This window comes from Cupriavidus sp. 86D6, from assembly GCF_057815095.1.
Genome location: NZ_JBYPSB010000004.1, coordinates 423673 through 436950, shown reverse-complemented (window position 1 = coordinate 436950; position 13278 = coordinate 423673). Strand labels below are relative to the sequence as shown.

General features: G+C 62.6%; 13 protein-coding genes and 4 pseudogenes. All 17 read right to left on the bottom strand.

Annotation, left to right across the window (positions count from 1 at the left end; genetic code table 11):
* Nucleotides 1–3 precede the first annotated feature (3 nt).
* A complete protein-coding gene (locus AC3G88_RS13130; RefSeq protein WP_023082322.1) occupies nucleotides 4–411 on the bottom strand; it encodes a hypothetical protein in 408 nt (135 codons plus the stop codon).
* Nucleotides 412–511: 100 nt separating this feature from the next.
* Nucleotides 512–835: a hypothetical protein gene (locus tag AC3G88_RS13125; protein ID WP_023082323.1), complete on the bottom strand. Its 324-nt coding sequence runs from the start codon at nucleotides 833–835 to the stop codon at nucleotides 512–514.
* Between the two features lie 95 nt (nucleotides 836–930).
* Nucleotides 931–1422, bottom strand: a pseudogene (locus AC3G88_RS13120) (DUF3275 family protein); the annotation flags it as partial.
* An 82-nt stretch (nucleotides 1423–1504) separates the two neighbouring features.
* Nucleotides 1505–3223, bottom strand: coding sequence for a group II intron reverse transcriptase/maturase (ltrA, locus tag AC3G88_RS13115; RefSeq protein WP_023082325.1), 1719 nt, complete (start codon nucleotides 3221–3223; stop codon nucleotides 1505–1507).
* Between the two features lie 616 nt (nucleotides 3224–3839).
* Nucleotides 3840–4037: pseudogene (locus AC3G88_RS13110) on the bottom strand (DUF3275 family protein); the annotation flags it as partial.
* Nucleotides 4038–4093: 56 nt separating this feature from the next.
* Nucleotides 4094–5011 carry a DUF3577 domain-containing protein gene (locus AC3G88_RS13105; RefSeq protein WP_023082327.1) on the bottom strand — a complete coding sequence of 306 codons (918 nt, stop codon included), beginning with the start codon at nucleotides 5009–5011 and terminating at the stop codon, nucleotides 4094–4096.
* A gap of 294 nt (nucleotides 5012–5305) precedes the next feature.
* Nucleotides 5306–6148 (bottom strand): phosphoadenosine phosphosulfate reductase domain-containing protein, encoded by an 843-nt coding sequence (locus AC3G88_RS13100; RefSeq protein ID WP_023082328.1) that lies wholly within the window; start codon nucleotides 6146–6148, stop codon nucleotides 5306–5308.
* Nucleotides 6149–6294: 146 nt separating this feature from the next.
* Nucleotides 6295–6647 (bottom strand): annotated as a pseudogene (locus tag AC3G88_RS13095) (DUF3085 domain-containing protein).
* Between the two features lie 92 nt (nucleotides 6648–6739).
* Nucleotides 6740–6955, bottom strand: coding sequence for a hypothetical protein (locus AC3G88_RS13090; protein WP_031668818.1), 216 nt, complete (start codon nucleotides 6953–6955; stop codon nucleotides 6740–6742).
* Nucleotides 6955–7765, bottom strand: a pseudogene (locus AC3G88_RS13085) (GTPase). The gene AC3G88_RS13090 and the pseudogene AC3G88_RS13085 overlap by 1 nt, the downstream one beginning before the upstream one ends.
* 321 nt (nucleotides 7766–8086) lie before the next feature.
* The gene (ltrA, locus tag AC3G88_RS13080) at nucleotides 8087–9493 is read right to left on the bottom strand and encodes a group II intron reverse transcriptase/maturase (protein WP_031668819.1); all 1407 of its coding nucleotides are present in this window, start codon (nucleotides 9491–9493) and stop codon (nucleotides 8087–8089) included.
* Nucleotides 9494–9953: 460 nt separating this feature from the next.
* Nucleotides 9954–10232, bottom strand: a complete 279-nt coding sequence (locus AC3G88_RS13075) for a hypothetical protein (protein ID WP_023082332.1) — start codon at nucleotides 10230–10232, stop codon at nucleotides 9954–9956.
* 97 nt (nucleotides 10233–10329) lie between these two features.
* Nucleotides 10330–11067 carry a DUF5983 family protein gene (locus AC3G88_RS13070; RefSeq protein WP_023082333.1) on the bottom strand — a complete coding sequence of 246 codons (738 nt, stop codon included), beginning with the start codon at nucleotides 11065–11067 and terminating at the stop codon, nucleotides 10330–10332.
* Nucleotides 11068–11171: 104 nt separating this feature from the next.
* The gene (locus AC3G88_RS13065) at nucleotides 11172–11633 is read right to left on the bottom strand and encodes a hypothetical protein (RefSeq protein ID WP_023082334.1); all 462 of its coding nucleotides are present in this window, start codon (nucleotides 11631–11633) and stop codon (nucleotides 11172–11174) included.
* Nucleotides 11634–11731: 98 nt separating this feature from the next.
* Nucleotides 11732–12124, bottom strand: a complete 393-nt coding sequence (locus tag AC3G88_RS13060; protein ID WP_023082335.1) for a hypothetical protein — start codon at nucleotides 12122–12124, stop codon at nucleotides 11732–11734.
* Between the two features lie 21 nt (nucleotides 12125–12145).
* On the bottom strand, nucleotides 12146–12358 hold the full coding sequence (locus AC3G88_RS13055) for a hypothetical protein (protein WP_023082336.1): 213 nt from the start codon (nucleotides 12356–12358) through the stop codon (nucleotides 12146–12148).
* 331 nt (nucleotides 12359–12689) lie between these two features.
* Nucleotides 12690–13247 carry a hypothetical protein gene (locus tag AC3G88_RS13050; RefSeq protein ID WP_023082337.1) on the bottom strand — a complete coding sequence of 186 codons (558 nt, stop codon included), beginning with the start codon at nucleotides 13245–13247 and terminating at the stop codon, nucleotides 12690–12692.
* Nucleotides 13248–13278: the final 31 nt, after the last annotated feature.

Genomic DNA, 13278 nt, shown 5'->3' with positions numbered 1-13278 from the left:
GGCTCAGGCCATCAGCGCTGCGGTGGATGCCGCAGGTGCCGTGGGTGTGCGCCGCCGCGCGTGGTAGGCGCGAACGCCTGCACGCCAGTCGGCGGACTGCTCCGGTGCGAGGTCCAGATAGGACAGCGGGCACGAGTAGTAGTACGGGTGCATGGACTCGTCCAGCGGCTTGTAGCCCCACTGGCCGCCGCTGCGTTCGAGCAGATCGCAGCGGATGTAGCGCAGGGATTGGCCCGGCGCCAGATGACGATGCACACCTTCGACCTTGGCCGTCACTTCCGCGACGGACCAGAGGACGTTGCCGCGCAGCGCGTGGGCGATGACCTTGACGCTGGCGCGCTCGGTCTCTTGCGGTGCGATCAGTTCCGCGATCAGTTCAGACCGCGATTGGGGGGAGAAATACCAGCCCATGAGAGGCCTCCTGAAGAATGGAGCCGGAGGCCTCTCCTTGGGGGAGAACCCCCAGCGGGTGATGGAATGCCGCGTGTGCGGCGATGGAGTCCGGTGCGGACTAGGAACCGCAACCGGCTGGGCAGTAGCCCAGTTCGATGCCATGGGAGCAGTAGCCGTTTGCAGCGTTCCAGTCCCGGGTTTCCTGCCGTTGGGCAGGCGTTGCGTAGTCCCATTCCTGGGTCGCGATTTCCAGGGCCTGAGCCCGTTGGTTTTCCGGCAATCGACTGGCTTGCGCGTCGATCTCCGAACTGAAGAGAGTGACCCAGTGATCCCAGGACAGGCCGCAACCACGCTGGGCATGCTCGGCGGCCGTCTTGCAGACAGCGCGCCACGCGGGTTCGTCCAGCGCGGTATGAGGTGTATCGCAAGCGATGGTGGACATGGTGGAGACCTCCAGAAGAAAGCCGGAGCCTCCCCCCGCATGGGGAAGGAACCCCGGCGGGTGGATGAAGAACACCGCGGATGCGGCGTCTGCGATCACGCAGGTTGCAGTTCGGCCTGGCGGCTCCACTCCTGCGTCTTAAAGTCCAGCGCGTAGCCCAGTTCACCCAGGCGGGCGATCTGCGCACGCAACGCGCGGCGGTCGATGGTCGAATCCAGTTTCACGGATTCGCCCAGCGGCCACAGGCTGCCGAACAGCGCGGCATCGCCATCCTCGGCACTGCCGGTGGCAGCAACCGCGGCGGGCGTCGGCGCATCCACCCCGAAAGGCGTGGTATCGACCAGCGGGTCCGCCGACGCCTGCACGGGTGCGGGCTTGGCGGGTTTGGATGCTTTGACGGGCTTGGCCGGCGTTGCCGCTGGCTGTGCCTCTTGCTCTTCATCAAGCGGATCGACTTCCTGGGTGGCGAAGCTGCGGGCCTCGTCACGGCTTAGTTTGTCGATGCCATTGAGCGTCATGCCGTCGAGGTTGGCGCGGACTTCAAAGCGCGCGCCGCCCGCGACCGGATAGGACTTCGCGAAGATGTAGTCGGGTAGGGACAGGCCATTACTGGCCCATCCCCCCCTAAGAACCGTACGTGAGAGTTTCCCCTCATACGGCTCAAGCCTTTCAAAGCTCGCTTTCGCGAACCGGCTTCACCACCTTGAGACCATTGACGTGGATCTGGTTATGACAGTTCGGATGCACCATCACGAGGTTGGTACTCCCGTCCTTTCCGCCATCGACCCGCCGGATGATGTGGTGGACATGCCACCCCGATTCCTGCGTGATCAATTGCTGGCAGATTGGACAACGGCGATCCTGATCCAACCAGAGGTTGATGAGCTTCTTCCTGCCCCTCAGTGAGTTCTGCATCTTGAGGCTCATACGCTCCTCAAAGTACGTTTCCCACAGCGGGTCGAGTGGAGTAGCCTCCAACTTGATTAGCCGGTGTCGCCGGATGGGCGTATCCGTTGCCTTCCGCAGTACCGCCAGGATCGAATTCCCATCGGGGAACTTTTCACCTGTCGCCGCCGCAAACACCCAGTTACGGGAGCCTACGGAATGGAAGTAGCGCTGCTTGATCCAGACACTACCCTTATGCGGATGCCGACGGGCGGCCCACTGCCACAACACATGCCAAATCTGATGATCGACACTCGCGAACGTCGCTTTTGAGACGACGTGCTGGTGATAATTTGCCCAGCCTTGGATCATCGGGTTAAGTAGCTTGATCAGATGTATCTGATTTAGCGCCTTGTTTCCTTTGACCACGGAGCGCACTTTTTCCAGAAAGGTTGTCACGTTCGTTTTCGACGGCTTAATCAACAGCTTGCCGCTGTACTTGCGCACGTTTTGACCTAGAAAATCAAAGCCCTCGTCTATGTGCGTAATCTTGGTCTTCTCCGGTGAGAGCGTGAGCCCCCGTTCCCGCATGAATTCCTTGACTATCGGCATGACCTCTTGTTCCAGTAGCTCTTTCGAGCGTCCTGTCACGATGAAGTCGTCCGCATACCGCACGTAGTTGACTTTCATGGTGATCTGCTTGCCATTTATAAAACGTTCTTTGCCGAACGTCTGAAACAGCTTCGCTTCAAGACCATCTAAGACGAGATTCGCCAGGGTTGGCGAGATAATGCCCCCTTGCGGGGTACCGGCTTCGGTTGGAAAAAGTTGCCGATCTTCCATGTATCCGGCCTTGAGCCACTTCCTCAGAATCTCGCGATCTGTCGGTACATGACCCATGAGCCAGTCATGGCTGATGTTGTCGAAGCAGCCTTTGATGTCGCCTTCCAGAACCCATTGCGGAGACGCCTTCATGGACAGTGATTTGAAGCACTGTTCGATAGCATCCGCCGTGGACCTTTCTGGTCGGAACCCAAATGAGCGCCTATCCGCAGTGGTCTCGGCCACGGGTTCAAGAGCAAGCAGGTATAGCGCCTGCATCGCTCTGTCCTTCATGGTCGGGATACCCAGCGGCCGCATCTTCCCATTGGCTTTGGGAATATAGACACGCTTCAGCGGTTGGGGACGATACCCGCACCGCTTGAGTGACAACATGGCTTCAGACTTGGCTTCCGGGGTGGACCATGTGATGCCATCCACACCCGGCGTCTTCTTGCCTTGGTTCTCGGTGACTCGTCTGACGGCCAATGCTTTGCCGCTGAACGAGTGGGTCAGAATCCATTGCAGGGCTTTCAGCTTGCCATGTTTTCCTTCCCGTGTCGCCTTTACGATACGCGCTTGGAGCCTTCGCACTTCACGGTGACACGCAGCCCAGTCGATGCTGTGCCATGTGACCGATTCGCGTGAGGGCGCACCCGCGCAAGCAATTTCTTGCGTAGTCATCTGCAATTCCCTCTTTAAGAAGGTTGGACAAGTTCTCTCGTAGAGAAAGACCAAGTGGAAGTCTGCCCGCTTTCGCGTGGAGTGATGTCGCCTTGCGGCTCAACCCCTATCCGCCCCATTACAGGACAGCATTCGCTTTTTCCACATTCCTATACCCGCACCGCCAACAGCATTCCTTACGGTCTGCCTGCCCCAATGGGCAGCGATACGGGCTTACCGTGTTTCGCTTGAGTAACGAGATGGGTTAGACCCTGCCTTTTCACCGGCGGTCATGATGTCCGTGTGCTCTCAATCCGAAAGAGAGCAACCGACCGCATACCTTTTGGTTCAAGCCTGTCAGCATCTTTGGCTTGTTATTCGTAACGATGTTTAATAGCAGTTCACTTGCGTTGGTCATACCACCCAGCCTAGCGCCGTATCCGCATTGATGCTTGCAGATAACGCCTTGCCTCACGGCATCAGCGCAGCCCGAGGGCCCAGCTACATTGTCCCGGCAGCTTCACACAAGACCGTTACCAGTCCTGCATGTGCCGGTAGGCTACTGATGACGGAACACCAGGTTCCTCCGCGGAGTTTCCTCCGTTGGAACAATTACTTAAGCGACTTCACGTCGCACGCGGATGACGAACTCCCCGTCGTACTTGCCTTCGGGATACTGCTCCAATTCCGGGTCTTTCACGGCAAATTCGCCGATGGGCGTGGTCAAACGACCGACCGTGAACGGGCCGTTCTTGCCGCGGATGGTTCGCAACGTGAGCTGGCCCGGGACGACGATGGGTAGGACTGATCTTGTGGCTTCCGAGGTGGCTACCATGATGGTTCTCCTTGGGAATAGGAAAAAGGCAAGGCCCCGTGAGGGGCCATGCAGGATCAGAACGAAGCAGCCAATGCCGGCTCCTGCTCCTCGACTTCACCTGCGGGCTCGCGCTCGGCGGGCTCGACAGGCTGGTCGGCAGCGGTGTCGGCGGCAACCTCGGCTTCGGGCGCGGGTGCGTCCTCGGCCTGCGGCGCCTCGGCTTGCGCCTGGCTCGTCGGATAGACCTGGGTGCCGTCGATCTTGATCAGACCGATGTGGACCAGCGTCGATTCCAGGCTCGCTCCCGGTTCCCCGGCGCGCTCGCCCTTGGTGCGGATGTACGGATCGATCTTCATGTCGTTCAGACGGAAGGCGATCAGCACCTTGCGGTCCCCTTCGATGGCCTGCACGCACCGGCGAACCAGGTGCTCGGCCTCGGGGGTGGCGACGATGGTGTCGAAGTACCGATATTCCGGTTCATCGACAGGTCCGCTCAGGGCGGCGATGGTGCATGACAGGAAGGGGTCGCCATTCTTGGGGGTGACGTCCTTCACTCGGCTGAGGTAGCCGATGCCGCGGGTGATCAGTTCGTGCTGCTTGATCGAAGCCAGTTCGGCCCGGTCAAGCGGCTCGGCCTTGAGCAGCCGTGCCTTGAGGGACGCGCCGGCCTGGCCCTTCTTTTCACCCTTGTCGCGGATGTACGGATCACCGCGCAGATCGCCAGTGCGGAAGCGCACCAGCGGACGCTGCTTGGGATCGTCGACGCCGATGTAGCGTTCGACCAGCTTCTTGGCCTCGGCACCCGAGACCTTGACGTCGAAGTAGCGGTAGGTCGGGTCCTTGGCGGGACCGACCAGCGCGGCGATGGTGCAAGCCAGGAACGGCTGCGCACGGCGGCCGCCCCGGACGGGAACCTCGCGGGCACGCTGGATGTAGCCGATGCCGGAGGTGTGGAGGTCGAAATACGATTTCTCGTTGGACGTGTTGCTCATGGTGAATCTCCATAGGGATGAAGCGGAGACACACCGGCCCCACGCATGCGGGGAAAGGTGCGTAACCCCGCGGTGGGTTGATAAGGCGAAAGCATCCGCCACCAGAGACTGGTGGCCGCTCGCAAATGGATGCGGTGCGAGCTGGCTCGGTCACGCAGTAGGTACTGCGCGGCAACCTCGAAGACCGATGGTTGCCTGGCATGTCGCTGACAACGTCAGCAGGCATGGGGTCAGCATGGCTGGGGCTCGCGCGCGCGGCAGCAATCAATCGGCATCCGGGGGCATCCCTATTCGTCAGTCGCCGCAGAAGCAGGCGATCGGCTCTTCGGCGGTGTCGAACAGATCGCCCTGATCGGCGGCGAAGCGCGCCAGGTCGGCATAGCTCGGGCCATCGGCGCGGAACCGGGCACCGCTGGGCTTGCTGGCGAGGTTCAGCGACTCCATGCGCACCCACCAGATGGCCGCCTCGGGCCGGGCTTTGATGAGCGCCAGGCGCTGCCCACGCGGCTTCAGGAAACACAGGTCGCAGTTCCCTTCGAGCGTGCGCCCGTTTACCGTCAGCAGGTCGAGGTTGAACGGCTGAGCCTGCCAGAAGGCGTCCACGTCGCGCACGGTGACGCCGGCGTCCGCCAGCGGCATGCACATGGTCTCGCGGGTCGATTCGGTGGAATGGCCGCGCGCGCGAATCTTGGCGACGCGGCGCTGCTCGTCGGCGCGAATGCCGATCATCTGGTCCCAGTCCGTCCACCCCAGATGCCGCAGGTAGCGGTGCATCGGGCGGATCTTCAGGCTGGTCGTGCAGCCGCGCGCGACGGGATTAGGTAGGTACTGGCGCTTGCGGATCAGCGCCTCGAACGGCTCGCCCTGGCGGCTGGCCCGATCGAAGTCCACCAGCGTGAAGCCTGGCTCCGTGGGCAGGTATTCCAGCCAGCGTATCGGCACCTGCCAGTGCTCGGCGCAGTCGCGCACAAAGCGCAAGGTCGCCTCCATCTCCTTGCCGGTGTTGGCGAAGCAGACCAGAGTGTCGGCAGGCAGGCCGCCATTGGCCTGCAACACGCGCCAGAGCATGTAGGCGCTGGTGCGCCCGCCCGAGAAGCTGATGCAGGTCGGCTGTGTGATCTTGAACGGGTCGTGCATGCGGTCGTCTCCGAGGGCATGTCGGCGGGCATGCCGACGGGGCGGGCCATGGCGGCCGGAGACGAACGCGCACAAGCGGCAATGACCGCGGTGCGGAGAAAAGGAAGCCCCCGTGACGGGGGCTGTGAGGGACGGTGGTAGCCGTGCTACACCACTGGCACCACCTCCAGCGACAGTTGCGTGGGGGTGGCGGACAGCATCAGATCGTCCGTGCCGTGCAGGATGCGTGCGAAGACGCCTTCCTTCGGGTCGAAGAACTCGCCGAAGTCGTCGCCGCCCAGCTCGGCGCGTGCCAGTTCCCACCAGTCATCGAACGGTCGGTATCCGGGTTGCAGCCGACGGCGTAGGCCAGCAGCTTCACGCGGCCATCGGGGCGGCGCTCTCCGCGCTCGGCGAGGAAGTACACGCCCTGGTCCTTGGCGAGGACGACGCGGCATTGGTTGGCGACGGCCTCGGCCAGCACCGGCCGCAGATCGGTGCCTTTGAATCGCAGTGCCATGGTTGAAATCTCCTGTGGGGATGAAGAAAAAAAGGCCCTCCACCCGAACGGATGGAAGGCCTGTGGGGGCAAGTCGCCGGCAGGCTGCGAACTCAGCCGTAGTGCTGCTGGGCTTCGTGCCAGGGAACGAAGCGCGCATCCCCACCCGTTGAGATCGGAAGCTGCAAGCTCCCGGTCTCTTGCGTCGAGAAGCGCGTCGCCTGGTCGAACTGGACCCAGCCGAACTCGTTGGACCAGAAGCCGGCGCTGTCGCTGATGGCGGACTCGTTGGGCGAATACACCACCCAGCACTCGCTCGCCTCGAACATCACGCCGGCACCGCCTGGCGTCGCCGGGAAGCCTTGGCATCGATCACGCTCACGTCGATCCGGCCAGTTTCCGTCGTCGATGAGTCTCTCCAGTACTTCGCCGAGCATGTCGAAATAGACCTCGTCATGCCGATCGACAAGTTCGCCATCCCGATGCAGTTCCACCACGTAGGTGTCGCCGCCGCGGTCGTAGAGGATCGTCACCTGGCCCTCGAACTTCGCGGTCGAGACCGTGAAGCCGATCGCCGGGGGTGTCTCGATGATCTTGGACGGCTTCGGATCGACCCAGGTGAAGTCGCGGGCGCTCGCATCGACCAGCATGTGGGTGATGCGCCGGAACCCGTCGGGCGCCGGCATTTCCTCCAACTGCTGGATGAGCTGGCCCAGTTCCATGCACTGCGGCTCGGGGATGGGCAGCTTGGCCGGCGCGGAGCCGAGGATGTGCCTGGTGATGGTGTAGGGAACACCGTCTGCGGTCTTCTCGGTGATCACTTCCGGGGTGTCCGCGCGCAGGCCGTCGAAACGGCGCCGTGCGTAGGGCTGGACATGTACCTTGGCGCCCTCGCTGGGAACGGTGGTGACCAGGTTGGGATCGAGCACCGCAAACTCGCTGGGCTTGAGCTTGACGACGATGGCGTCGTCGTTGGCCGCGACCACTTTGCCGTCGAAGGGCTGGGGATCGATGGCGAAGCCCAGCGTCGAGGACTGCGGCTGATCATCGAAAAAGCGGTACTTGATCGACCGCAAGTTGCGGGGCACATGGCCTGCGACAAGCGAAGGCATCATGGATTTGATGAGAGAACGGTCCATGGGAATCTCCTTGAGGAAGAACAAGGGATTCCCCGCCCGCAAGGGAGAGGTCCCTTGTGGGTGGATGGACGCGGAGCGTCCGTGGGAAGAAACGACCAGCGCGGTTTCCCGTGCTTGCAGCCTCGAAGGTCTTGGCTGCCTGGGCATGTGTCGGCTGCGCCGACGAACATGGGGGCAAGGATGGTTTAGGGATGCGTGGCCCGCCCGCAGGAAACCGCACCGCGCCACACCCGCTTTCCTGTGCTACGGGATTGGGTAGGGTGAGGGGTTACCCCCTCAGCCCTCCCACACCACCGTACGTGCGGTTCCGCATACGGCGGTTCAGTTGATACGCTGGAGGCGATCCACGGTGTCGCGGATCGAGACCAGCCCCATGGCCGTGAAGTAGGCGTTAGGCAACGCCTGTTGAAGGTGAGATGCCCCGGCGTTCCACCATGGGCCGCGACCATTGCCGCTGGATTTCCAGGCCCGTTGCGGGTCCAGCCCCAGCGCAATCATGCGGCGTTGGCGTGTACGCCCAGTTTTCCACTGCCGCCAGAGCAGACAGCGAAGACGACGACGCACCCAGCCATCCAGATCCTGCATGCGCCGCCGCTGCACGGTTAGGCGGAAGTAGTTCGCCCATCCGCGTAGCAGCGGGTTCAGCCTCTGGATAACCTTCACCAAGGACTGACCGCGCCCTTGCCGCATCACGTCACGCACGCGCTCCATGAGCCGCCCGATACTTTCCGGGGCGACGTACAGGCTGACGCTTGCGTGGCGTTCGGCTACCCGATATCCCAGGAACTTACGGCTTCCCGGTCGAGCAACCGCGCTCTTAGACGCGTTCACCTTTAGCCTCAAGACCTTCTCGAGATAGGTCCTGATGCCTGCCATGACCCGGTGTCCCGCCCGCTCGCTGCCGACGTAAATGTTGCAATCGTCAGCGTAGCGACAGAACGCCAGGCCCCGCTTCTCCAGTTTCCGATCCAGATCCGTCAGCAGTACGTTCGACAACAACGGCGACAGCGGGCCGCCTTGGGGCGCCCCTTCCGTACGGGACTGTTCCACCCCGCCCGCCATCACCCCCGCTTCCAGGAAGCGACGGATCAGCTTGAGGGTCGTCCTGTCCTGTACCTGGCGCGCCACCCGCGCCATCAGCACGTCGTGGTTGACCCGATCGAAGAATTTCTCCAGATCGATATCAACCACCCAGCGCCGTCCGGCTTGGACATGGCGTTGCGCCTGCCGTACTGCGTCGAGCGCGCTGCGCCCCGGCCGGAACCCGAAGCTACTGGCCGAGAAGGTCGGCTCGTAGATCGGCTGGAGAACTTGATGTAACGCCTGCTGGATCAGACGATCCACCACCGTTGGCACGCCTAGACTACGTACCCCGCCACTTGGCTTGGGGATGTCCACCCGGCGCACCGCTTGCGGCATATACGTCCCCGCCAGCAGCGCCTGCTTCACGCTGGGCCAGTGCATCTTGAGCCAAGCTCCGAGCTCCTGGACGGTCAGACCATCAACCCCGGCCGATCCGCCATTGCGCTTGACCCGTCGATACGCCAGCCTCATGTTGCTGCGCTCTACGACCCGCTCCAGGAGCGAGCCGCTCTCCGATTTCGTTTGCCCAGTTGTCGCCGCGCCAGCTTCAGCACCACGAGACCTTCCCCCCGGCTTCCGGCCGGTACTGGGTTCCGTGGCCCCTGTCACCAGGGCTTCTGCTTCATCAACCAGCGTCGAGATCATCTGTCCTACTCTCGGTATCCTCTGTTCGGGCCTTCGTTCGGGGTACTCATCGGCTCACCGCCTTCGCCTCGAACTACTATGCCCTCTGCTGACTTCTGGTCACGCATCCCTTGCCTTGCGGCTCCGGTAGCTGGAATATGCCCCAGCACGTGACCAGATCTCCCCGGGTATTGCGCACCCACCTTCGCGCTTATGCCTGTCGGATCTACGTAGCAACGCCAGTACAAGTTTCGGGCTTTGACGATTTCGGCCGCCTTACCCAGTCACTACGCCTCGTATCCGCTTCCTGTGCGTCAGGCCAGCGCTTTGCCATCCGGCTTCCTTCAGACCCGCGGTCGCCCACGGAACCCTTGCCTTCGGCTAACTCTTCCCCTTGTCGGGCGAGTAGAGGACTTGCACCTCCAAGTGAGTGCGCCCTGCCGGGCGCACCAAAAAAAAGCCCCTCGGAAGGGGCTTGGGGTCAGGCTTCGTACACGAAGTAATGCTCGCGCTGACGCGGGAAGAAAACGTGCTTCCACGTGTCGCCGCTGGTGTTGCCACCATCGAACACGACCATTTCGTAGTCGTCGATGTCGGTGTCCACCAGGTCGGCGCTGGCGATATGGCGCATGTGCAGCGTGCCACGCATGCGCTCGAATACCAGGATCTGGCCGATGGCGTCGTCCTGGCCCATAGCGTTGACGCAGGCCCCGAGCTGATGCTCGAAGTCGCTTACGGGCAAGATGAGGTCGGGGAACATGAGGGTGCTCCTATGAAATTGGACCGGCCCGGCTCCTGGCGAGGAGTCGGGCTGGCATGGGGAGAACGAAGAGGAAAGACGGCGCGTATCGAGGCTGCTAGGACTCGACCAGCGGCAGGCCCAGCAGCACGGGAGCGTCGGCGTCGAGGATCAGGATACGCACATCGGCCTGGCCAGCCAGTTCAAGGATGTTCGCCAGATCGTCCGGCATGCCCTTGTTCCGGTGCTCCTGCCGAAGCTGTTCGGCGCTGATGCCCTCGGCGTGCTCCAGGTTCTGGTCCGTCCAGGGCGTGGAGATCAGCTTGACGCCGATCGCGGGGCTGTACGGAACCCGGAACGCGATGAACAGGAAGGCCTCCGGCGTGGCAAGGTCTGCCAGGTTGGCGAGGTACTGGCCGGTCTCCTGGCTGATGTGTGCGGTGCTGATTTCCCAGCAACGGCTGTAATAGCCGGTCTCGAAACTCAGGCGCTGCACGACTTCCCGCGCGGCTTCGGCCGAATAGGTGTCACCGATGTGGACCGGACGACCGTCAAAGTCGTCGCCATGGACGGCATAGACAACGGCACCGGTCACACCTTCGCCGCTGACGCCTTCACCGGCATCGCATTCGGCTAGTACCTCGGCGCTCACAGGTTCGGGGCTATTGCTGACCACGGCGAAATCGCTGGTGACGATGCAGGAGGAGGAAATCAGCGCCTCGTCGGAGAGGTGCTGCTGACTGGCATGGATGGGCCGCCAGACATGCGGACTTCCATCCTCGTAGCTGATGGACAGCGTGCGGACGATTTTCAGATTCCAGTAGCCGCGAAGAAAAGGGTTAGGTTTCTGGGACATGGGAACTCTCCAGATTGAATAATGGAGCCAATTCCCGGAACCGGGAATTGGACCCGGTGGGAGGTCCGGCGCCTGTCGGCGTCGGTGATGGAGTGGCGCTGGTGCTATTCGCCGAAGTCGGTCGGGTCGCCCAATGCCTTGAGTACGTCGATCAGGCCGCAGTTGGCCAGCACATACAGGTGGTTGTAGTCCTCGCCCGACGGCGGCTGTTCGGCCGTGTTGAGCGTGGCGTCGAGGTCGAGGATGTCCTGTCGCACGCTCCGCGCGATCGCCAGCGGATCGGGTCCGTCATCGACGACAGGCTCGTCCAGTGCGGCGAGGACTGCGCGTGGCGACACGGAATCCGCCAGCGCCTCGTGGACGGTAGGTGATTCGCCGCGACAGACGGCTTCGGCTTCGGAGTCGCCGATGGGAAAGCGCGTGATCTCGTCGTCGTCGGCGCCCTCGGTGTCGTAGTCCACCACCACGAACGGCGGCAGCGACAGGTGGGCCGGCCAATCCTGGACGAGGATTGCCTGGACCAGACCGCCTTCGAGAACGACGGCGAAAGATGGATTTCGGGGCATGGGTCACTCCTTGGGAAAAAAGGGAGGGACACCGCCCCGAAGGGACGGATGTCCCTCGTTGGGATCGAAGAAAGTCGCGGAGGTCCGCCGGGATCGGCTTACCAGCCTGCGTAGTTGAGGACCAGGGCGGCGATGACCTGGCGCCGTTCGAGGTCGAGGCCGCCCAGATCGGACAGTCCCTCGAAGCCGCAGCGCTTGAGCATCGCGGCACCCTCGCGGGCGTTGTAGAAGCTCACCATCGCGGAGAGGAACATCCGCTGCCCGCCGCTCAGGACGCCGAGAGCGTCGTTGAGCCGCAGCAGGTTGGGACGCAGATCCCACTTGCTCTTGGCCTGGTTCAGGCCTTCACGGGTGCCGTCGCCGAACCACTCGGGGCCAGCGATCTCGGCGCCGCGCTTCCATGCCTCGAAAAAGGCCTGGGGCGCGGCAGCGAAATGCTGTTCTTCCCGCATGATCTGATCGACGACTTCCCGCGGCAGTAGCTGGTTCATGACGTGATTCCTCCAGTTGGATCAGGGAATGGCGAGCTGGGACCAGCCGCCTCTTTCGAGGGCACGTTGAGCCGCGGCATAGCTGCGGAAGTACTCGTGGGATTCCCGCGAAACTGGGCCTTCGGTATCGCGCGTGCCGATGTAGTGACCGGCGGCGCTTTGCAGGACTTCGAGCGGCAGGAACTTGCCGCAGTAGGTCGAGGCTAATTGGCCGAAAGAGGCTTGCTGGGACATGGACGGGCTCCTTGGAAAAGCGGGGCCTCGTCCCTCACGGGATGGCAGCTCCCGCACGCGGTTGATAAAAAGCATCGACGTCACGGGGACGCGCGTCCGCAGACTTGATGCGATGCGGACTGGTGGGCAACGCGGGAGAGACCCGCGGCAGCCTGAAACCCGGGCTGCTGGCATGTGCTGACGAATCAGCGAACATGCGGGCAGCTTCGTGCGCGAGCCGTGCCGCGTCAGTTGGAAAACGGCATCCGGCCCAGCCCCGATTGATGGCCGCCGGAAAAAAAGAAACCCCGCATCGAGTGCGGGGCTGTCAGGAGGGTGTGTCGGCGCTGGGTCAGTCGGGCTTGTCGCCCAGGACATGCTGCTTCCACAGGTCGAATGCCTGCTCGGGAGGAAGTTCGGCGAGGATGACGATGGGCTGGGCCTGCCGGGCACGCAGAGAAGCGAAGTACGCCTTGCGGTCGGCGATGGCCTTGAGCTTGATGCCCTTGATGAACATCAATTTGCCATCCTTGATGAACAGCACTTTGTTGCCGATGTCGCGGTTGAACGCGGCTCGCACCTTGCGCTCGGCGTGCATGGCGTCGGACAGTTCATCGACCAGGAAGTCGAGCGTCATGTCGATGTAGTGAGGGTCTTCACCCTCCTGACCGAGGTCGAGCGGCGCAGGTGGCAGGCTCTTGGCGAAGGCTTCGGCCTGCGCCAACTGCGCAGCCTTGCCGTTGAGTGCGTGGAGGAATGTCGAGCCGCCGTGGCCATCGTTGCGGGCCTCGGCGATGGGAGTGCCGTCGAACACGACGGTGGCGCTGAAGCACAGCGTTTCCTCGCTGGCGAAGTCGGCCACCTTGAGGTTCTTTAGCGTGATGCGGTCTTGCTGGGTGATGTTGTCCATGGAAAGTCCTGAAATCGACCGGGTGGCGACA